This is a genomic window from Bombella sp. ESL0378, from assembly GCF_009725845.1.
Taxonomy (GTDB): domain Bacteria; phylum Pseudomonadota; class Alphaproteobacteria; order Acetobacterales; family Acetobacteraceae; genus Bombella; species Bombella pollinis.
The window spans coordinates 1-20,850 of record NZ_WNIF01000002.1 but is presented as its reverse complement, the minus strand read 5'-3'; the positions used below and the strand labels follow the sequence as shown (position 1 = coordinate 20,850).

The 20,850-nt window shown below is 53.7% G+C and carries 17 protein-coding genes and 1 tRNA gene; 11 read left to right on the top strand and 7 right to left on the bottom strand.

Features of this window, described 5'->3' with window-relative positions:
- Position 1: 1 nt before the first annotated feature.
- Together queC and GM556_RS00390 are read left to right on the top strand one after the other, a co-directional pair.
- Positions 2-739: a 7-cyano-7-deazaguanine synthase QueC gene (gene queC / locus GM556_RS00395; RefSeq protein WP_155578935.1), complete on the top strand. Its 738-nt coding sequence runs from the start codon at positions 2-4 to the stop codon at positions 737-739.
- On the top strand, positions 736-1,290 hold the full coding sequence (locus GM556_RS00390) for a 6-carboxytetrahydropterin synthase (RefSeq protein WP_155578934.1): 555 nt from the start codon (positions 736-738) through the stop codon (positions 1,288-1,290). Before queC ends, GM556_RS00390 begins: the two co-directional genes overlap by 4 nt.
- 19 nt (positions 1,291-1,309) lie before the next feature.
- Here GM556_RS00390 and folE read toward each other — a convergent pair whose 3' ends face one another.
- From folE to GM556_RS00370, 4 genes are read right to left on the bottom strand one after another with little or no spacing between them, the layout of a single operon-like run.
- Positions 1,310-1,951 carry a GTP cyclohydrolase I FolE gene (gene folE, locus GM556_RS00385; protein ID WP_155578933.1) on the bottom strand — a complete coding sequence of 214 codons (642 nt, stop codon included), beginning with the start codon at positions 1,949-1,951 and terminating at the stop codon, positions 1,310-1,312.
- A 29-nt stretch (positions 1,952-1,980) separates the two neighbouring features.
- Positions 1,981-2,832, bottom strand: coding sequence for a 2-amino-4-hydroxy-6-hydroxymethyldihydropteridine diphosphokinase (folK, locus tag GM556_RS00380; protein WP_370513556.1), 852 nt, complete (start codon positions 2,830-2,832; stop codon positions 1,981-1,983).
- On the bottom strand, positions 2,829-3,707 hold the full coding sequence (gene folP, locus GM556_RS00375) for a dihydropteroate synthase (RefSeq protein ID WP_155578931.1): 879 nt from the start codon (positions 3,705-3,707) through the stop codon (positions 2,829-2,831). Before folP ends, folK begins: the two co-directional genes overlap by 4 nt.
- Positions 3,708-3,744: 37 nt before the next feature.
- On the bottom strand, positions 3,745-4,518 hold the full coding sequence (locus GM556_RS00370) for a DsbA family protein (RefSeq protein ID WP_230873220.1): 774 nt from the start codon (positions 4,516-4,518) through the stop codon (positions 3,745-3,747).
- Between the two features lie 209 nt (positions 4,519-4,727).
- Between GM556_RS00370 and GM556_RS00365 the strand changes: the two genes are divergently transcribed.
- Positions 4,728-6,146 (top strand): gamma-glutamyltransferase, encoded by a 1,419-nt coding sequence (locus GM556_RS00365; protein ID WP_370513555.1) that lies wholly within the window; start codon positions 4,728-4,730, stop codon positions 6,144-6,146.
- A gap of 51 nt (positions 6,147-6,197) precedes the next feature.
- Positions 6,198-7,292, top strand: a complete 1,095-nt coding sequence (gene recA / locus GM556_RS00360) for a recombinase RecA (protein WP_155572617.1) — start codon at positions 6,198-6,200, stop codon at positions 7,290-7,292.
- 54 nt (positions 7,293-7,346) lie between these two features.
- Here recA and GM556_RS00355 read toward each other — a convergent pair whose 3' ends face one another.
- The 3 genes from GM556_RS00355 to GM556_RS00345 all read right to left on the bottom strand — a co-directional run bounded on the left by GM556_RS00355 (position 7,347) and on the right by GM556_RS00345 (position 9,425).
- Complete coding sequence (locus tag GM556_RS00355; RefSeq protein WP_155572616.1) at positions 7,347-7,613, bottom strand: hypothetical protein; 267 nt, start codon at positions 7,611-7,613, stop codon at positions 7,347-7,349.
- 181 nt (positions 7,614-7,794) lie between these two features.
- Complete coding sequence (locus GM556_RS00350; RefSeq protein ID WP_370513440.1) at positions 7,795-8,784, bottom strand: ferritin-like domain-containing protein; 990 nt, start codon at positions 8,782-8,784, stop codon at positions 7,795-7,797.
- A gap of 38 nt (positions 8,785-8,822) precedes the next feature.
- Positions 8,823-9,425, bottom strand: a complete 603-nt coding sequence (locus GM556_RS00345) for an ATP-dependent Clp protease proteolytic subunit (RefSeq protein ID WP_155573432.1) — start codon at positions 9,423-9,425, stop codon at positions 8,823-8,825.
- A gap of 322 nt (positions 9,426-9,747) precedes the next feature.
- Here GM556_RS00345 and GM556_RS00340 point away from each other — a divergent pair, with 322 nt between their 5' ends.
- From GM556_RS00340 to GM556_RS00310, 7 genes are all read left to right on the top strand, one after another.
- The gene (locus GM556_RS00340) at positions 9,748-10,686 is read left to right on the top strand and encodes a hypothetical protein (RefSeq protein WP_155578929.1); all 939 of its coding nucleotides are present in this window, start codon (positions 9,748-9,750) and stop codon (positions 10,684-10,686) included.
- A 151-nt stretch (positions 10,687-10,837) separates the two neighbouring features.
- On the top strand, positions 10,838-12,031 hold the full coding sequence (locus tag GM556_RS00335) for an LL-diaminopimelate aminotransferase (protein WP_155572613.1): 1,194 nt from the start codon (positions 10,838-10,840) through the stop codon (positions 12,029-12,031).
- A 48-nt stretch (positions 12,032-12,079) separates the two neighbouring features.
- On the top strand, positions 12,080-13,423 hold the full coding sequence (locus GM556_RS00330) for a homoserine dehydrogenase (protein WP_155578928.1): 1,344 nt from the start codon (positions 12,080-12,082) through the stop codon (positions 13,421-13,423).
- Complete coding sequence (glpX, locus tag GM556_RS00325) at positions 13,420-14,424, top strand: class II fructose-bisphosphatase (RefSeq protein ID WP_155572611.1); 1,005 nt, start codon at positions 13,420-13,422, stop codon at positions 14,422-14,424. Before GM556_RS00330 ends, glpX begins: the two co-directional genes overlap by 4 nt.
- Positions 14,425-14,442: 18 nt before the next feature.
- Positions 14,443-16,266 carry a single-stranded-DNA-specific exonuclease RecJ gene (gene recJ / locus GM556_RS00320; protein ID WP_155578927.1) on the top strand — a complete coding sequence of 608 codons (1,824 nt, stop codon included), beginning with the start codon at positions 14,443-14,445 and terminating at the stop codon, positions 16,264-16,266.
- A gap of 40 nt (positions 16,267-16,306) precedes the next feature.
- A tRNA-Glu gene (locus GM556_RS00315) sits at positions 16,307-16,382 on the top strand.
- Between the two features lie 680 nt (positions 16,383-17,062).
- The coding region (locus GM556_RS00310) for an autotransporter-associated beta strand repeat-containing protein (RefSeq protein ID WP_155578926.1) at positions 17,063-20,850 on the top strand (3,788 nt) is incomplete at its 3' end.

The window sequence follows — 20,850 nt, the reverse complement described above, 5'->3', positions numbered from 1 at the left end:
TATGCCCAATGCTCCCCTTTCCGCCAGCCATCAAGCCGCGCAGAATCGCCGTGCGCTTGTCCTGTTCTCCGGCGGGCAGGATTCTGCAACATGCCTCGCATGGGCGTTGCAGCATTTTGAGCATGTCGAGACGGTCGGCTTTGCCTATGGCCAACGCCACGCCATCGAGCTGGAATGCCGCAATACTCTTCGCCACGGCCTAACAAAGCAGAACCCTCTTTGGGCAAAAAAGCTGGGGGAGGACCATATGATTGACCTCGCCAGCCTTGGTGCCCTCTCCGACACAGCCCTCACCCGTGATGCTGAAATCAGCATGGGGGAGAATGGCCTGCCCAACACCTTTGTGCCGGGGCGCAATCTCATCTTCCTCACCTTTGCGGCAGCCTTAGCCTTTCGCCGTAGCCTCCGCCATATTGTCACCGGCGTGTGTGAGACGGATTATTCCGGCTATCCTGATTGCCGCGATGATACCATCAAAGCCCTGCAAGTCGCCCTTAATCTCGGCATGGAACAACGCTTTGTCCTCCACACACCGCTTATGTGGATCAATAAAGCGCAGACATGGCAACTCTGCCACGAGCTTGGCGGGGATAGCCTTGTGGACATCATCCGCCATGAGAGCCATTCTTGCTATAAAGGGGAACGCTCCCATGAGCATCCATGGGGCTTTGGCTGTGGGGATTGCCCCGCCTGCGCCTTGCGTGCTGAAGGGTGGCGGCACTATCAGGAGGGGTTATGAGCGACATCACCCGCACAGAACTCGTTTTTACCCGGCGTTTCTGCATGGGGCATCGGCTTATCTCTGGCTGTAGCGAGCGTTGTGCCATCCCACATGGGCATAATGAATATGTCACCGTCACGCTCATCCCCGGCCCTAACGCCCCGCAGGGTCAGAGGCTTGATGGGCACCATAATATGATGCTGCCCTTTGCAGAGGCCAAAGGCCGTTGGCATCGCTTTATTGATGAGCGGATGGATCATAGCTTTCAGCTTTCCGCATCCGACCCGCTCTTACAATGGTTCACAACACATGAACCCCAACGCCTAGAGCGAATCGTCGTTACACCGGGTGACCCAACAACGGAGCTACTCGCTGCCCTGCTGATGAGCAAACTGCAAGCCTTCCTCACCGCCCAAGGCGGGCTACTTGCCCCTGCAAGTTTAGAGATTAAAGAAACACCCACCAACACAGTGCGCCTGCATGGCGAGCCGACCCTCTATCTCCCATTAGTGGACCGCCCCGCAGAGCAATGCTGGTGGCACCGGGCGGATGACAGTACGCGCGATTAAACCCGCACGCACAACCACGTCAATCACGCATCAACCCCATGACTTCCTGCCGCGCTTGGGCATCTTCAGCCCATAAGCCGTAAGACCCTGTCGTGACGGTCGTAGCACCGGGGCTACGCACACCACGGAGGCTCATGCACATATGCTCCGCCTCTATCATGACCAACACGGCTTTAGGCTCCAATATCTCCACAAGGGTTTGAACAATCTGGTCCGTTAGTCGTTCTTGTAATTGCGGGCGGCGTGCATAGCCCTCCACAACACGGGCTAACTTGCTTAGGCCCGTCAAACGCCCGCCCTCTGGCAGATACGCCACATGCGCCCGCCCGATGACCGGCAAGAGATGATGCTCGCATGTGGAATGGAAGCGAATATCCTTCACCAACACCATCCCACTATGATGATCCGCACTGAATTGCTTTTTGAGATGGTCGCGCGGGTCCTCATACAAGCCGGAGAAAACCTCCAGATACATCTTAGCTACACGCTCTGGCGTATCGCGCAGCCCCTCGCGGCTAGGGTCCTCCCCTATAGCGAGTAGAAGCTCCCGCACGCCACCGGCAATGCGCTCCAACGCATCCTCTGGCTGAATGATAGCCCCGGCTGCGCCCTCTGGCGTGGGTTTTGCCTCTGTTACTGCCTTTATCGTCTTACGCGCCATTCAACACTCCCCATCACCACATAGCCCCATTATCGCCGTGTTACATCCCCGGCTATACGCTCCATCCCTGCTAACGCCTCCGCGATGGAACGTCCAGCAATCTCAAGCTTTGGTGCGATTTCCACAAGCGGTTCTAACACAAAAGCGCGCTCAAACAGATGGGGGTGCGGCACGCTCAGCGCAGGATGCTCGATAACACGCTCCCCATAGAAAAGAAGGTCAATATCCACAGCACGCTCACCCCAGCGACGCCCCGGCATGCGGCCTAAACGCTGCTCAATCTCTTTGCATAAGCGCAATACCGCTTGCGGGGGCAGGGTCGTACGCCCTAGGGCTGCGATATTTACAAAAGGCGGTTGGTCCTCCACCCCCCACGGGGCACTATCATAAAAGGAGGAGACAGCCTCTATCTCCATCCCCTCATAATGGCCGAGCGATTCCACCGCGGCGCGTAACACCGCCTCGCGCTCCCCCAAATTCGCCCCTAAAGAAAAACCCACATCATGCGCCCGCTGCTGCGCCACCGTCACAGAGACATCTTCCACCGGATGCGGTACAGGGGCAGACGGTTTACGCACCGTTACAGAAACCCGCTCCACCACAGCATGAGCCGCCAACACAGCATGACCAATCTGCGCGGCTAATGTCTCTATCAAATGATAGGTCGTATCATGGAACACTGCCTCAGCAATCTGGCATAGCTGGCCATAACAGACGGCCTTTTCGTAATCATCCGCACTTGTCGCAGCAGAAAGATCCGCCTGCACATCTATTGAGATATAAAAACGCTGGCCCAGGCGTTGCTCCTCCCCATGCACACCATGAGGGCCAAAAAGGCAAAGATCATGCACACGCACATGCGATAAAGGAGCAGTAATCACGCTGTCTCTCCCACCATAGCACAAGCCGCCCCCTCATCGCGCCCAGCCAATAATGCCGCCATTGTAAGGGCATCTTTATGCGCTTGAACATCATGCACGCGCACCATACAAGCCCCCTCTGCGGCCCCATAAAGATGAGTGGCCAATGTTGCAGGCAAGCGGGCCTCCACCTCTCGGCCAAGCAGCTTACCAAACAGCGACTTACGCGACACACCGAGCAGAATAGGCCGCTCATAATACGCCCCTAATGCGCGCATATGCCGTATTGCCCATAGATTTTGCTCTACTGTTTTGCCAAAGCCAATGCCGGGGTCCAGCATAATCTTCTCCCGCGCAATACCCGCTTGCTCAGCCAATGTAAGGGAATGGTCAAAAAAACGTTGCCACTCATCCCATAAATCCAACTGCGGAGTAACCTCTTGTCGGTTATGCATCACTGCAACAACCGCCCCGCCTTCCGCCACGACAGAGGCCATAGCCGGGTCCGCCTGCAACCCCCACACATCATTAATCATCTGCGCCCCAGCCTTTAACACCCGGCGTGCAACAGAGGCTTTAGTGGTATCGATAGACAATACCGCCCCCTCATCCACTAAAGGAGGAATGACAGAGGCTAGACGTCCCCATTCCTCATCCGCCTCCACAGGGGTAAAACCCGGCCTTGTAGATTCCGCCCCAAGGTCCAGAACATCAGCTCCTTGGGCGCGTAATAGACGCGCTTGCTGGAGTGCCGCCTCCGGGGTGAAAAACTGCCCCCCATCGGAGAATGAATCCGGCGTGACATTCACAATCCCCATAATAAGAGGACACCGTCCCGGCGATGTGAGGTCAGACGGACCATAAGCCGCAATCTGTTCAACAAGGGTAGGTTTCATCTATCCGCACCACCTTACATACAAGGCATCGGCACGCTTAACCCTTCTGCGCGAGGGTCAAGAACTGCTCCATTTGCGCCATATCCAACGCACCGGGGGCAATCGCAGCTTGGCCAAATAGGAAGGTCGGCGTCCCTTGCACACCAACCGTTTGAGCTTGGTTTAGATTCGTAGCAAGAAGGCCCATAACAGCCGGGTTAGCCATATCTTTCTCAAACCGTGCTAGGTCTAGCTTTAAACCCTTCGCAATATCGCGAATACGCTCCATGCTTGGCTTAGCATTATCTTCCATCAAACGGCGGCGCATCGCATCATATTGCCCTTGAAAAGCCGCCGCATAAATCGCCCGTGCTTCCAAAATACTGGCTTCACCCAATACAGGGATGACCTTCTCCACCAAGCGCACATCAGGATGTTTTGTAAGGAATTGGTCCACCAACGGGGCCATACGGCGGCAATAGCCACAACGAGGGTCGAGAAACTCTACAACCGTAACTTGCCCTTGTGGATTACCCCGCACCGCATAAGAAGGCGCGGTGGAAAGAGCCGCCCAATTCGTCCGTACAGCCGCTTTTGCTTGGGCATCCTGCTGCGCTGTCGCTTGTTGGCGGATAGACTGAATCGCCTCAGAGAGGATAGTCGGGTCCGTCTTTAAGGCATTACGGACAATCTCTATAATAGCGGCACGTTGCTGAGGATTAAAAACATCCCCCTCTGCCGCATGGGCTTGCTGAAAGAGCGACCCTCCCCCTATAGGTAGGCCAATACATAACGCTAATGCACATGCGGCTACATAATTCTTCATGCTCATGCCTTCCAATACCTTCAATAATATGGCCCTCAGGCCGTCCCTTTTACACAAAACGATCCAAACATCACAATTCCCATGAAAAGAGCTTGCTCTTTCCCTGCCGACCGCTTTAACGCTATGATGGCTTATCTGGAAGCCCACCATAGCTTTCCACAGTCTGAATGACCACCTACTTAAACGTGACCGCAAAATACTGGAGAGCCGCCACCGTGCCACAGCATGACAGCCAGACACCCTCATCCTCCTGCCTGTCTAAAAGACCAACCCGCCGGTGGGTCCGCCATTGTGCCTTACTGGCCTCTGTCAGCCTTTTAGGTGGTGCGCTTGGTGCATGCTCCAGCGGTAAGAGCCTTAAACATCACCTCTTTGGCCCAACAAACGCACCTAATAGCGGTATTGTTGTCGCTGATGAACCCCAAGCCGCGCTGATTGGGCGGGATGTCCTCGCCCGAGGGGGTAATGCTGCCGATGCTGCAACAGCCACGGCCTTTGCGCTCTCCGTCACACTGCCCTCACGCGCCTCTCTTGGCGGGGGTGGGGCTTGTCTTGTTGTCCGCCCCGGCAAAGCGGCCGAGAGCATCACCTTTGTCCCTGTTAATGGCAGTGGCCCAACAGGCGATCGCCCGGCCTCTGTCCCGATGGTTGCACGCGGGTTGTTCCTCCTGCATCTACGTTATGGCTCTGTCCAGTTTGGCGAGACAATCGACCCCGCCATTACCCTTGGCCAGCAGGGCATTACTGTCAGCCGTCTCCTTTCGGACGATATCGCTGCTGTCAAAGCACCGCTCTTTTCCAATGAAGGCATGCGCGCTCTTTTAAGCAAAGATGCCACCGGCACGGCTGTGAGCGAGGGAGACCAGCTCACCCAACCACGCCTGACCTCCTTCCTCTCCCGCCTCAAACTTGTAGGGGTTGGTGACCTCTATACAGGTGCGCTCTCTGACGTATTTGTCTCACAAGCTAACCAAGCGGGAGCGGCCCTCACGCGTGATGACCTTCGCCACGCCATACCCGGATGGACCAAAGCTCTCACCCTCTCCAGCGGTCGCTATATCATTGATGTTCTCGCCCCACCCGCTGATGGCGGCATAGGCAGTGCAGTGGCCTTCAGCCGTAATGTCCCAGCAGAAAATGCCGTTAGTGCATGGCGTCATTCTGGTTTGCATAGCGTGCAAGAGGCGCGAGGCTTCATTACCTCTGGGCGAAGTGATGCCACAGGCTTGCCCCCGCTCCCTGCCTCAACCTCCTTTGTGGTGCGCGATGGCCAAGGCCTAAGCGTTGGCTGTGTCCTGACGGAAAATAACCTCTTCGGTACGGGGCGTCTGGCTGGCAGCACAGGCGTTGTCCTCGGTGGGGCACCACGTTATTACCCCACACCGCTCCTTAGTGCCGCCTTTATCAATGCCCCTCATAACCAGGTACAGGCGATTCTCGCTGCCTCTGGGCAGAATGATGCAGCCCAAGCTATCGCTGATGGGCTACGCAACATCACCCAAAACCACATGGTTGCGACCACCACAAGCGGCTCTGGTGTGCTTAATAGCATTACCTGCACAGACACAAGCTGCACAGGCCATGCCGCTACGAATGGTAAAGGGTTAAGCGCACAAACCCTACAACATCGCTAAATCTAATTCACGCTCTCCCTGTGTGAGACGCATAGTAACGAGGTCTTCTTCATGTCAGCAGGTAAAAACGCCGAAAAAAGCAAAGCCTTAGAGGGCGCACTCAGCCAAATTGAACGCTCCTTTGGTAAAGGCTCCATCATGCGGTTGGGCCAACGCCCTAAAGAGCAGGTGGATGTTATCTCCACCGGTTCGCTCGGCTTGGATATTGGCCTTGGGATTGGGGGGCTACCACGGGGGCGCATCATTGAGATTTACGGGCCTGAAAGCTCCGGTAAAACAACCTTAGCCCTCCATGCCGTTGCTGAAGCGCAGAAAAAGGGCGGTACGGCTGCGTTTATTGATGCCGAGCATGCGCTTGACCCCATCTATGCCCGCAAGCTGGGTGTGGATATTGATAACCTCCTCCTCAGCCAGCCTGATGCAGGCGAGCAAGCTTTGGAGATTGCCGACACGCTGGTCCGCTCTGGGGCAATTGACATCCTTGTGGTGGATTCTGTGGCTGCTCTCGTCCCCAAGGCTGAGTTAGAAGGCGATATGGGCGATAGCCATGTCGGCCTCCATGCCCGCCTGATGAGCCAAGCCCTGCGTAAACTTACCGGCTCCGTCTCCCGCTCTAACACCACCATCATCTTCCTCAACCAAATCCGTATGAAGATTGGGGTAATGTTCGGCAACCCAGAGACCACAACAGGCGGTAATGCGCTGAAGTTCTATGCCTCTGTTCGGCTGGATATCCGCCGTATCGGCTCGGTCAAAGATAAAGACGAGGTGGTGGGGAACCAGACACGCGTTAAGGTGGTGAAGAACAAAATGGCCCCGCCCTTCCGTCAGGTCGAGTTTGACATCATGTATGGTGAGGGGGTCAGCAAAATGGGTGAATTGCTGGATCTCGGCGTTAAAGCGAATGTGGTGGAGAAATCCGGCGCGTGGTTCTCATACGATAGTACGCGCATTGGCCAAGGGCGGGAAAATGCCAAGCAGTATCTGCGCGAGCATCCTGAAATGGCCGATGAAATTGAAAAACGCGTCCGCCAGAGTGCTGGTCTCATCGCTGATGATATGATGACGGGAGAACAAGAAGACGACACCGACCTTACAGGGGAAGAACTCCCCCTGGATAACGCTCCCTCAAAACGTAAAAGCTAAAATCCTTTGGTCCTATGGAGGGTATCTTCATAGGACCACACCTCTAATATTATTTTACGCCTCGATATTAAACATACTCACACATTCGCAGCCATTAGGCAGCGTAACATTGCGATAACTGCACACCCCTTTTGAATATTCGTAAACCTCTAAAGAGGCTTCTCCGACCCCTGCAATATCAAATTGGCCAGAATGATTCGCACTACCCCCTGTACTGCGATTCGACGTAGCCGCATCATTCCACGCAATATCAGCAGAAGAAACAATCACCTTCTTATCTGGAGGGATAAAAAATTCTGCATAACCTGATATAGAAACCATATTCACCTCGGCATTGCTAAAGCCTACCCGCCTCCAAGCGAGCAACCATTCCCAACTTTGCGAGGAAAATCATTACAAAGACACTAACATAACACAAAAAATCCCACCTCATTCTAATTATGAGGCAGGATTCTTCTTTGTTCACCACACTATCAGCCCGAAGGCTAACAGAATGTAACCTTTAAGCAGCCTGTTGTGAGGCCCCTTTATGGCCTGTTAAACGCCGCCAGAGCTTCACACCACCCAACGCTACACGCGCAGCAAATGGTGCCATCTGAGGCCGCACAAGGCGCGAATCGTACCCGGCAAAGCGGCGTTCATTCTCACGCAAGCACAACTCCATCAAATCGACAAAATCGACCTGCTTGTCCGTCATGCTCTTTGCACCTGTAACGGTGAAGTTGTTATCCTGCGTATGCTCCACGCCATTATCATCAAAGCTACGCACCAAGCTCAAACGCTCATAGAGCAAGAAGAACAGAACCCCAATAACGCGCATCTCAAACCATGGGCGACGCCAGAGCGGCATAACCGCACGGTGATAAGCCAGCCAGTTTGCAAAGAGCAGAATATGACGACACTCTTCCTGCATCACTGGCTCGAATGTCTCAATCAGCTCCATCGGGAACAGGCCCGCCTTCTCAGCAAGAGAGAACAGCCCAAATGCAAAGAAGCTATCCCAACATTCAGAGAAGCCCGTTACCAGATAAGCCCATTCCGTATCGCGTGGCTCGATATACGGGTCTTCCGGGGCTAGCGGAATGCCGTAATGCTCGACCATACGGGCGAGCACTTCTTTATGGCGATTCTCCTCCCACGCATTACGCGCGATAGCATCTTTCACATCCGGGTCATCCAGCATCTCGGCATAGGCAGCCATACGCAGGCGGGCCTTACCCTCTGTCTGCACCGCAATATCCCAGATAGGCAAGGAAGTGATGCGCTGCATCGTCTCCGGGTCCAGCTCCGGCCAAGGAATGACGGAAGGCTTGTAGGGATTAAACGTATCACGGAACATATCGGCCATTGCCTTTTTATGCTCCGGTGTACCCGGCTTTAGCGGCCCTTTTACCGGGCTGCTCCAATGGCGGGCATCATAATCCACCTGCTCCAATGTTTTTTCGGAGGGGCTATCGGGCAAATGGGAATAAATATCCGCCAGATTCTTCACGTCACTCATCGATAGGCTTCCTTTCCTTGCTTTAAGGCTCAACCTTTTTTAAGATCAGCTGCAGACGAAATGATGCGGTTAACAAGCCCGTATTCAACCGCCTCCTTCGCCGACATCCAGTAATTGCGGTCCGTATCACGGGCCACTTTCTCGTAAGGCTGCCCTGTTTCCCGCGCGAAAAGCCGGTTGAGGCGTTCACGCATTTTGATGATCTCGCGGGCCTCGATATCAATATCGGTCGCCGGCCCCCGCACACCGCCCATCGGCTGATGTAAAAGGAACCGGGTATTAGGAAGACATACACGCCGCTCTGCCCGACCTGCGGCAAAAATCAACGCCCCAGCCGAGGCCACCCAGCCTGTACCAATCATCGTCACAGGGGCGATAGAATCCACAAAGCGAATCATGTCATGGATGGTATCACCGCTCTCTACATGGCCACCGGGAGAGTTTACATAAACCTCAATCGGCTTATCCGACTCCCCAGCAAGAGCGAGAAGGCGGCCGGTAATCTCACGGGCCATGCGGTCATGCACCTCCCCAAAGATGAGCACCTTGCGTTGCTCAAAGAGATGGCGTTCTACCTCTGGCGCAGGAGCGGCCTTTTTCTCCTCCTCGGCTGGTTTTTCAGCCTCCTCCATACGGAGCGGCCCCCTTACAGGAGAGGTAGACAGAGCAGACCGAGAGGGTGCGGTATAAGTATCGCGTTCGTCATATGTCATCATGTGCGCTATCCTGCTCCCGCTTTGTCTCTCTGCCAAGCCATAAAAACGCACTTCTGGGTCGCTTTTTTATTATTTCCTAAGGGAGAATTAGGACTCTATTTCTCCCCATCCCAGCCTCACCCCATTAAGAGATGCAGATAAGGAATTGCGTCAAACCGCAGAGATACATATTCTGCCCCATGATTTCTCTAGGGCTTTTTGGGCCCTGTCCCTTTGCCCCCGTAGATATGCCCGGACTATGACACCCAGTTTTTTTAACCGCTTCTCCCACATTATGCGCCATAGCAGCAAAGCCGTTTCTATTCTGGCTGTGCCTTTCCTCCTCACAGCCTGCCAACATCGCGGCCCGGTGGAAATGACACGCGACCTCTCACATGACCTCATGGGCGGCGAAATTAAAAAACTGCACCCTCTTACACCGGGTTATGACACACCTGCCCCTAATATCGCCTTTACTCCTACGACTATTCCAGAGTTTCCTAGCCCAGAAAATCGCGCCATGATTACGACCAAGCTAGAGCAAGACCGTAATCTTACCCAGCATGTCGGGGCAGCAGGGGGCGCATTACCAATTGGTATGGTCAATCCCCTTCCCCCACGCACTCAACATGGCGGGGCAACAACCTTAAACAGCCCAAACCAGCCCCCCGCATTGGAGGACACACCCGCGCCTCCTCCTGCACGAATCTCTAGCTCTGGCTCAACGCTCATCTATCAACCCATCTCCCACAAAATGCCCACCTATCTGCCAGACCCCGGGCATCCCCCCCTGCCGATTCTGTTCCCCGGCTTCACACTGCCGGATGCGGCTCGCTCTCTCATCCCCAATTTTGATACCACCACCCCAGCAGGGACGCTCATCCGTTTTCAATCCGGTACGGACCATATGGTGGAGAATCAAACCGATCGTTTTAACGAGATTATCGCCCATCGCCGCCATCATCGGCTTGTCATCCGTGGCTTCGGCACCACCCTTACCGCACAAGCGGGCCTCTCCCCCACCGAGCAAGCCAATGAGATTGCCCTCGCCCTCCTACGCGCTCGGGCAGTCGCACAGCAATTAACCCTCATGGGTGTTTCAACAAACGATATGCGCCTAACAGGTGAGCCTATCGGCGATGGGGTGCGCGTCTCTTACGAGCTAAACATCAAACCCACCCAAACAGCCCAACGCTAACGGGCTGTCATCGCACTCCTGTGAAATAAAAATCGCCTCATCTGCGCGAAAAACCCTTGTCGAACGCCCCGCCCTCATGAAACATGGGGCGTTCGTTTTTTGAGGCTTTAGGCCCTGCCCTATTGCCCCGCCTGTTGATTGATTGAGTGTCATGACTGAAGAATTCCACAAAATCCGCCGCCTGCCGCCTTATGTCTTTGCTGAAGTCAACAAAGCCAAAGCCGCCGCACGCGCCGCCGGGGAGGATATTGTGGATCTCGGCATGGGCAACCCAGACAGCCCACCCCCGCAGCATGTTATTGATAAATTAACCGAGACACTGCGTAACCCGCGTGTGCATGGTTACTCTGTCAGCCGTGGCATCCCCGGGTTACGTAAAGCCCAAGCCGCTTATTATGACCGCCGCTTTGGTGTGAAGTTGGACCCAGAGACGGAGATTATCGCCACCATCGGCTCTAAAGAAGGCTTAGCGAACCTCGCCTCAGCCATCACTAGCCCCGGCGATACCATCTTGGTGCCTAACCCCTCTTATCCCATCCATCAATTCGGCTTCATCATTGCTGGGGCCTCTGTCCGCTCTGTCCCTGCCTCACCTGATGAGACGATGCTGCGTGCGCTCCATCGTGCTGTTCGTCACTCCGTCCCCAAGCCAACGGCCCTCATCATCAATTTCCCCTCCAATCCGACAGCCTATCTCGCCTCTAAGGAGTTTTATAAAGAGATCGTCGCCTTCGCGCGGAAGGAGAATATCTGGGTCCTCTCCGACCTCGCTTATTCGGAAATCTATTTTGGTGATGAGCCTCCTCCTTCCATCCTCTCTATTGAGGGTGCAAAGGACATCGCTGTGGAGTTCACCTCCATGTCCAAGACCTACTCCATGGCGGGTTGGCGCATTGGCTTTGCAGCGGGCAACCCGCGTTTAATTCAGGCCCTCACACGCATTAAATCCTACCTGGATTATGGGGCTTTTACCCCTGTGCAGGTTGCTGCCACGGCCGCTCTTAATGGCCCGCAAGATTATGTGGAAGATATGCGCCTACTTTATAAAGATAGGCGCGATGTTCTTATCCGCGGCCTCCATGCTGCGGGATGGGATGTCCCCACACCGGAAGGATCGATGTTCGCATGGGCACCCATTCCGCCTCACTTCGCTCATATGGGCAGTGTGGCTTTCTCCAAGCTCTTATTGAAGGAAGCAAAAGTCGCCGTTGCCCCCGGATTAGGCTTTGGTGAACATGGGGATGGATTCGTCCGCATCGGGCTGGTGGAAAATAACCAACGCCTCCGCCAAGCCACACGCTCCATTAAAACATTCATGAACCACCATAACGCCGTTAAATCATAAACCCCGCCCCTTTTGGGGCTTGTCTCACCCTGATGAAAGCCACTGCACATGACTGCTGCCCTTCACAACACTGTATCATCTCCCGCCCTTCCGCCACTTCGGTTAGGTATTGCAGGCCTTGGGACAGTGGGGACGGGTGTCATTCGCCTATTGCGCGCCCACGCGGCTCTGCTCCAAAGCCGTACAGGCCGTCAGATTGAGGTTATTGCCGTCAGTGCCCGCAATCGCACACGCGATCGGGGGATCGACCTCTCCGCCCTGCAATGGTACGATGACCCTATCGCCCTTGCTGCCGCCCCTGATATTGATGTGGTGGTAGAGCTTATGGGCGGGGCAGATGGCGCGGCCCGTGCTTTGGTAGAGGCCGCCTTAAAGGCGGGCAAAGCTGTCGTCACAGCTAATAAAGCCCTTGTGGCTCGTCATGCCCAAACGCTCGCGCGCCTCAGCCATAAACATGACGCCCCGCTTTTGTTTGAAGCAGCCGTGGCAGGGGGCATCCCCGCTATCAAAATGGTGCGCGAAGGGGTCGCCCCAGATGCCCTCACACGCTTAGGCGGCATCCTCAATGGGACAAGCAACTTCATCCTCACCGAGATGGCGGAAACAGGCCGCGCTTTTGATGATGTATTGAAGGAAGCTCAAGAGAAAGGCTATGCTGAGGCTGATCCCTCCGCTGATATTGATGGCTGGGATGCCGCCCATAAGCTAAGCATCCTCACGGCCATTGCCTTCCGCCCGATTCTCTTTGATAGTCTTGCCGTCAGCGGGATGCGCCGCATCACAACAAGCGATATTCATCAGGCCCGTAAGCTGGGTTATGCCATCAAAATGCTCGGTGTTGCCCGCCGTCTTGCCGATGACCGCGTAGAAGCATGGGTGCAACCCTGCCTCATCCCCGCACAATCGGGCCTCGCGCAGGTTAATGGCGTGTATAATGCCCTCACAACGGAAGGGCCTTTCAGCGGGCCGATTACCATCTCCGGCCAAGGGGCGGGAGAAGGCCCTACAGCAAATGCGGTCATGGCCGATATTATCGACCTCGCCCGTGGTCATGCCCTCCCTCTCTGGGGCCGTATGGCAGAGCAAGCCCCCATCGCGTGCGAGCCGATTGAAGACTTGCCCAGCCGGTTCTATCTCCGCATCACGCTCAAAACCCCATCAGATGCGGTACCAGATGCTACTACGGCCCTGCATGAGGTCCGCACCATTTTAGAGAATGAAGCTCTCCCGGTAGAGAGCGGCCATCACCATATGGAGGGTGATGCTGCCCAGCTTATCTTCCTCACCGGCACCACAAGCTTGGCCGAGATTAACCGCCTCCTCCCCATTTTAGAGGAAGTCGCCTTTATCAACGGCACACCACTCGCCCTCAAGCTGGAGGATTTACCATGAGTTCCCAGCCCTCCAGCATCACACCTCATGCGTACCGTGTAACAGGGCGGAATCTGGGCCTTGACCTCGCCCGTGTGACCGAGGCCGCTGCCATTGCCTCTGCCCGTTGGACAGGCCGTGGCGATAAAAACGCTGCGGATGCGGCCGCTGTTGCAGCAATGCGTACAGCCTTTGATACTGTTGCCATCAGCGGCACAGTGACCATTGGTGAGGGGGAAATGGATGAAGCCCCCATGCTCTATATTGGCGAAAAAGTAGGCCGCGGCGGCCCAGAGATGGATATTGCTGTGGACCCGCTGGAGGGAACCAATCTCTGCGCCCGTAGCCTGCCCAATGCCATCACTGTTGTAGCCCTCGCCCAAAAAGGCTGCTTCCTCCACGCGCCAGATATCTATATGCAAAAGCTCGCTGTAGGCCCCGGCCTGCCGGACGGCGTGATAGAGATTGATGCCTCTATAGGCCAAAATCTCGCTAATCTAGCACGCGCCAAACACTGCGATGTCAGCGACCTCACCCTCTGTGCGCTAGAGCGGGAACGCCATAATGAGCTTGTGGCCAAAGCACGCGAAGCCGGGGCGCGTGTCCGGCTCATCAGTGATGGTGATGTAGCCGCCGTCATCGCCACATGTTTGCCCAATAGCGGGGTCGATATTTATGCAGGCAGCGGTGGCGCACCGGAAGGTGTATTAGCCGCCGCGGCAATACGGTGCCTGAATGGCCAAATGCAAGGCCGCCTCCTTTTTGAGAACGAGGCCCAAATTACACGCACACGCAGCATGATTCGCGCTGACCTCGACCCTACACAGGCCCTTACCTTGGCCGATATGGCGGCTGGTCCTGTCTTTTTCTGCGCTACAGGGGTGACCTCTGGTGATTTGCTAAAAGGGGTGGAATATCCCAACCCGCATTATATCCGCACCCATTCCGTCATGATGCGCTCAGAGAGTGGCACAATCCGCTATATGGATGCTTATCACCATTTCGACCCTCATCTCGCTTAAGGACCTTTTACCCCTTTCATGCGTGCCACCTCGCCTTCTACCACCACTCCCCCCACTACGCCGGACCTTGTTTTAAATATACAACGCAGTGCAGGGCTACGCCGCTGGGTATGGCGGCATCCCCTCCTTGCCCAAGCAGATAACAGGCTGGCCCTCGCCCTTGCCCAGAAGCTGGATATGTCCGAGCTTACAGCACGCATCCTTGCAGGGCGTGGCATCACGGTAGAAACGGTGGAATCTTACCTCCAACCCCGTTTGCGCGATGCGCTGCCAAACCCCTCTTGCCTCAAAGATATGGACGCCACAGCAGCCCGTTTGGCAGCAGCCGTGACACACCATGAGACAATCGGCATCTTAGGGGATTATGATGTTGATGGAGCTTGTGGGACGGCCCTGCTCTGCTCCACACTCACTGCTTTAGGCTGCCAGGTTTTTACCCACATCCCTGACCGCATTGCCGAAGGCTATGGCCCCAACATCCCCGCTTTAGAAGGGCTCCTCCAACAAGGGGCGACACTGCTCGTATGTGTGGATTGCGGTACCGCCGCGGTTGAAACACTCGACCATTTTGAGAGCAGGGCGGACCGCATCGTACTAGACCATCACAAGCCCGATGGTATGCGCTTACCCAAAGGGTTGGTCGTCAACCCGAATCGTCTTGATTGTGAGTCCGGCCTTGGGCAGCTTTGTGCCACATCTGTTGCGTTCCTCACCATCATAGCCCTCCAACGCACACTCCGCCAGCAAGGGTGGTTCAACCACCATCCAGAGCCTGACCTTATGGCTCTGCTAGACCTCACAGCTTTAGCAACCATTTGTGATGTGATGCCCTTACAGGGGCTTAATCGCGCTCTTGTTGCCCAAGGCCTCAAAATCATGAATCGCCGTCAACGCCCCGGCTTAGCCGCACTGGCTGATATTGCCGGGGTAAAGGCCGATGCCACCGCAATGAGCTGCGGCTTTGCCCTGGGCCCGCGCATTAATGCTGGGGGACGTATTAGTAAAGCTGGGCAAGGTTTGCGGCTCCTCCTCAGCCCGACTGAAGACGATGCCCGCCCCATTGCCGAAGCCCTAGATGAAATCAACCGCAAAAGACAAACCGTTGAGAGCCATATTCTTGATGCAGCTATAGAGCAAGCCCAAACGCAGCTCGAGGCTGGCCGTGCGGTTATCTTCCTCCACGGGGCAGATTGGCATCCCGGTGTGGTAGGCATTGTCGCAGGCCGGTTGAAAGAACGCTTTAACCGCCCTGCCCTTGTCGGAGCCTTGCAGGAAGGGATAGTGAAAGGCTCTGCCCGCTCCGTCACAGGGTTGGATATGGGGGCAGCCATTATTCAGGCCCAACAATCCGGGTTGCTCTTAACCGGTGGGGGCCATGCTATGGCGGCTGGTTTCTCCCTTACTGAGGAACAATGCCCCGCTTTTCACACCTTCCTAGACGATATGCTCAGTGAGGCACGCACTCTCCCCCCGCAAGATGATTTGCTCTTGGATGGTGTGGTGAATATTCAAGGGGCAACAGCTACGCTCGCCCAGACCATTGCCCAACTAGCCCCTTTTGGACCGGGAAATGAAGAACCCCTTTTAGCCCTCCGCAATGTACGCTGTGTTAAGGCCGACCGCATCGGCCAAGATGGCAATACGTTACGGGTGATTCTCCAAGATAGCGATGGCCGTAACCGCCTTAAAGGGTTGCTTTTTCGCGCTGGGGAAAAGCGTTTTGCCCCCCTCTTAGAGGATAAGAGCCGCCCTCTCCTCCATATTGCTGGGCAATTACGATTAGAGCGTTGGCAAGAGCGAGAAAATCTTACTTTTTTCATTTTTGACGCCGCATTGGCTTGACGTCACGCCCCATCCTGCCTATTAACCCCTCACGCCTTTAGTCCCGTTCGTCTAGAGGCCTAGGACACCGCCCTTTCACGGCGGCAACACGGGTTCGAATCCCGTACGGGACGCCAATTTTACCCTCCCCAAACGGGATAAAGGCTGCATCTTTCCTCACAATCTTACCCTACCCTACTGGCTGTAAGCGGCGTTACCGTGTGGCCGTTAATGGGCTATAATGGTATGGCATACACTATATTCAAACGAGGTATTGGCCTTGCCTATTATTTATATAGATAGAGATTTTTGTCTTATTTTTGTCCAAGACTTATACTAATAGTCACCTGCTCCTTATAATGCCCAATTACATAGGATATTATATGTATAAAGTCACTGTTATCACCTCATATAACATCAGCTCCATATAGCGTCACAAAAAATAAAGCCATAGCTATGCCCTTCAATTAACAAGTCTTTTAAGGTCGTGTAAGCCTTCTATTGTCCCTTACAATACAATGGCTAATTTTTAGGCCATATGGACCTTATTCTTAATAAAAACCGTTAAAGATCCTTATTAACCATTATCCTAATGACGCAATAAACATACTTTCACTTTATCATGAGGAAGAAAAAACAAAATAGCCTTGTACAACAAACTCCTTTGGTTTGGAGCTCAAACTAGAACTTGTGAACCTTTTCATTTTTCGTTAAGAAATCGTCAATCTTTTTAAGATATAGGCGCATCGTCCTACAGGATAAAACACCCTAAAAAGGTATAATCGCAGTGACCAACCACGTTTCTTCACATGGTACTATGAATACTTTTGTGCAGGCTAATCCACAGGCTTTACCAAAGCACAAGGGGGGTAATACCTCTTTTGTAAAAGTATCTGCACGGGTTGCTTTACTTTTAGCGAGCGTTTCATCCTTTTCTATCATCAGTGCGCCAGCCTATGCGAATGGTACAACCAAAACATTTTCTCCTGCGGCGAATACAAGCAACACCATTACCGACACCCTTGCCGATAGCAATACCAATGCACCGCTCTCTGTCATCCAAAACGGTGCAGGAACTACGATTCTATCCGCTACGAACACATACACAGGGGCAACCAGCATTAACCAAGGGACATTGGCTCTCTCTGGTACAGGCAGCATTGCCCAATCCAGTGGCATTGCCATAGCAAAGGATGCCCAATTCGACCTCAGCAAAGCGACTGCTGATGTCAACATTCAAGATATGTCCGGCCAAGGTAACACCAATTTGGGGGCGAACACCCTTAACCTCTCCAAGGCACAGGGCAGCTATGACGGTGTTATCAGCGGCACTGGCGGCTTAACCATTAATGCTGGAACAAAAACCCTCACCAGCGCACAAAATTATACGGGTGATACCAGCATCAATAATGGGGCTACCCTTGCCCTAAGCGGCAATGCCAACCTTGCTAACACCCGCATCCAACTCAATAACCAGAATGTCTCTGGTAATTCGACCTTTGATATTTCCCAAGCCTCACAACCTGTTGATGTTAAGTCTGTCATATGGGGCAATAATGGGGCTGTTATTAATCTCGGCAGCAATACACTCAACATTACCTCTGCTGGCCCGGAAGATACGAATGGAGCAACCTACCAAAGTAATGGTGGGACTATTCATGTTGCGGGGCAAAAAGAAGGCTTTGGAGGCACAATCACAGGCAAGACAAACTTCATTGCTGACGCCCCCATTGTAGACTTTTACGCTACTCATACCTTTGATTACACAGGTGATACGACCGTCAAAAAGAAAGCCTCACTAAATATATACGGTACGGTCAACAGCACGCCACACGTCACAATCGAAAATGGCGGAACGGTGATGATGGCGCAAGGGAGTTTCCTCCAAAACCCCTCCCATATTGATGTCAGCGGGACACTTAGTGTTGCTGGCTCTATCAGCGGGGTAAAACAGCTTGATGTTAATCAGAACGGGGCACTTGGTGTGAGCGGCTCTGTCGATAGTACAAACAACATCACTGTCCATAATGGTGGGTCGCTCTATGGTACAGGCAGTGTCGGCAACATAGTCACAATCGAGCAAGGGGGTAGTATCGGCTCCTCTGCCACGGCTCCCAGTGGCACCGTACAGACCCTTTCTTCCTATGCGCCACGTCAACAACTCACTGTTAAAGGCGACCTTAATGTTCAGGGGACATCCTCCTTCCTGAACCTTCAAGATAATGGCTCTAGCAAACTCTCCGATAACTCCATCAATGTTACGGGCAATCTTGCCCTTGGTGGTCAGGTCCAAGCGGTTGACCTCTCCTCTCAACAAGGCTCTGGTATCCAAACGCTTTATCGGTATGAGACGGGGCTGACCTATAACAACCCCATCCTTACAGTGTATCAAACCAATGGCACTGTAGACAAAGCCAATACAAGCTTTCTTCAGACTGGCACTCACCAAGTAAATCTTGTCACGGCCAATGCCGGGGATAATCTCACGTTCTGGAACGGCACCCAAACCACCGCCAATGGCCACATCACAGCCGGTGATGGCACATGGTCACAAGGGGCCAATAACTCCACCAATTGGACCACAGCCAGCGGTGATAAAGCCAGCGCATGGCAAGGCAAACAATTTGCTATCTTTAGCCAGCCTTCTGACGATGCTGTCCAACAAAATGGCAAAAATGCCTATAACGTAACCGTAAGCGGCAATGTTGATGTAACGGGCATGCAGTTTAGCCAAAATGCCCGCCCATCCTCCTATTCCGTCATCCCTAGTGATGGCAACAGCTCCATTACACTCTATGGCAACCGCTATACGGACCAAGACCACCCAGAGCAACCTAACAAGCTCAACCCTTATTTCTACATCAGCGACAATACCGGCCCCTCTGGCTCTATGACGGAGGAGGGCATCAAAAATTATGAGCAAAATAATGGTGTCCTCGTTAATAAATCCGGCCTTGTCTCTACAATCCGTGTGGGAGATGGCTCAGTTTACGGTGATACCAACCTCGCCATCATTAAAACACCCATAAAAGATGACCCTAACAATCCCACAACCCTTGTAAAAACAGATACAGGGACACTTATTTTAGATGGTACGAACAGCTATCATGGCGGTACCGTCATCACTAATGGTGCGTTAGAGATTACCTCTGATGCTAATTTGGGGGACAAAAATAATGCCCTTGGCATTAGCGGTGGCACGTTGCGTATTGGCAGCGACCTAACAACCAATCGCACAACCATTCTCGGCCATTATGGGGCTAATATCGACCTCTATGGCCATGAATACACTAATAATGGCACCATTATCGGCCCTAGCGGAGCGAATGTAACAATTGAGAGTACAGCCGATAGTGACGAGCGAAAAGCCGCCCTGCAAAATGCCAATGCTCCTTTAAGTGGAACGCAGCCCATCCTCAACCTTACGGCTGACAATACCTATATGGGCAATACGACCGTCCAAGGTACCCATACTGGCCCCAATGTTGTGGTTAATGCCAATGATAAAACCCCCTTTGGGACCTCTAGCGAGACACAAAAAGGTGGCGACCTCACCATAACGGCTAAGGCGACTGTCAATATGAATGGCGGGCAAGACCATTCTGCCTCTATGGGTAACCGTGACGTTAATATCTTTGATGAGTCCTTTCTTAACTTCAACAACCAAAGCACGGCCGATACCGCGAACATCAAGAGCGCAACCTACACCAACCTGACCTTCAACGACTCTAGTACCGCTGCACACTCTACCATCGCCAATTCTGGTCATCTCACCTTCACAGGTCAGGCCACGGCCGAGGGAGCAACCGTTCAGAATACTGACAATAGTGTCTATAATGATTATCATGCTACAATTGACATCTCTAAAACGAGTCATGGCGCATCCATCGGCTCTCTCTCTGGTAATGGTGTAGTCACGCTCGGCAACAAAACGCTAACAGTCGGTGCGCTTGGTAAAAATGATGAGCTTTCCGCCTCTATCAATGGCGATGGTGGCTCTCTTATTAAAACAGGGAGCGGCACGCAGACCCTAACAGGCAATAACAGCTATACAGGCTCCACTAATGTAAATGAGGGTACCCTCGCCCTTGCTGGCCAAGGCAATATTGCCGCCTCCAGCGGCGTTGCCGTAGCAAAAGATGCTAAGTTTGACATTAGCCAGACTGCCAATGACCATGCAATCGTTCAGGATGTATCTGGTAAGGGTGATGTTACCCTTGGGTCAAAGAACCTTATCCTCTCCAATGCTCAAGGCAGCTATGATGGCACCATGAGCGGCGATGGCGGCTTGGAGATCCGAAATGGGACAAAAACCCTGACAGGCAATAACAGCTATACAGGGCCAACGTTACTTCAGAATCAAGGCACGATGCTGGTCGTTAATGGCACTAACAGCTCCAGCCCTGTAACCGTTGGGGATGGTGCCACCCTGCGTGGTGTGGGCACTGTTGGCAGCACCACAGTAAACAGCGGGGCGATTATTGCACCTGGGACGGTTGGCTCTAACACGCCTTCTACCCTGAATGTCGCAGGTGATGTGAGCATGGCGAAAGGCTCCATCCTTCGCATTAATGGCACTAGCGACACGACAGGCCAGAGCCTGAC

Excerpts from the sequence above, each read along its gene's own strand:
- queC (WP_155578935.1), top strand. The coding sequence starts at position 2 with ATGCCCAATGCTCCCCTTTCCGCCAGCCATCAAGCCGCGCAGAATCGC.
- GM556_RS00390 (WP_155578934.1), top strand. The coding sequence starts at position 736 with ATGAGCGACATCACCCGCACAGAACTCGTTTTTACCCGGCGTTTCTGC.
- folE (WP_155578933.1), bottom strand. The coding sequence starts at position 1,951 with ATGGCGCGTAAGACGATAAAGGCAGTAACAGAGGCAAAACCCACGCCA.
- folP (WP_155578931.1), bottom strand. The coding sequence starts at position 3,707 with ATGAAACCTACCCTTGTTGAACAGATTGCGGCTTATGGTCCGTCTGAC.
- GM556_RS00370 (WP_230873220.1), bottom strand. The coding sequence starts at position 4,518 with ATGAGCATGAAGAATTATGTAGCCGCATGTGCATTAGCGTTATGTATT.
- recA (WP_155572617.1), top strand. The coding sequence starts at position 6,198 with ATGTCAGCAGGTAAAAACGCCGAAAAAAGCAAAGCCTTAGAGGGCGCA.
- GM556_RS00355 (WP_155572616.1), bottom strand. The coding sequence starts at position 7,613 with ATGGTTTCTATATCAGGTTATGCAGAATTTTTTATCCCTCCAGATAAG.
- GM556_RS00345 (WP_155573432.1), bottom strand. The coding sequence starts at position 9,425 with ATGGAGGAGGCTGAAAAACCAGCCGAGGAGGAGAAAAAGGCCGCTCCT.
- GM556_RS00340 (WP_155578929.1), top strand. The coding sequence starts at position 9,748 with ATGACACCCAGTTTTTTTAACCGCTTCTCCCACATTATGCGCCATAGC.
- GM556_RS00335 (WP_155572613.1), top strand. The coding sequence starts at position 10,838 with ATGACTGAAGAATTCCACAAAATCCGCCGCCTGCCGCCTTATGTCTTT.
- GM556_RS00330 (WP_155578928.1), top strand. The coding sequence starts at position 12,080 with ATGACTGCTGCCCTTCACAACACTGTATCATCTCCCGCCCTTCCGCCA.
- glpX (WP_155572611.1), top strand. The coding sequence starts at position 13,420 with ATGAGTTCCCAGCCCTCCAGCATCACACCTCATGCGTACCGTGTAACA.
- recJ (WP_155578927.1), top strand. The coding sequence starts at position 14,443 with ATGCGTGCCACCTCGCCTTCTACCACCACTCCCCCCACTACGCCGGAC.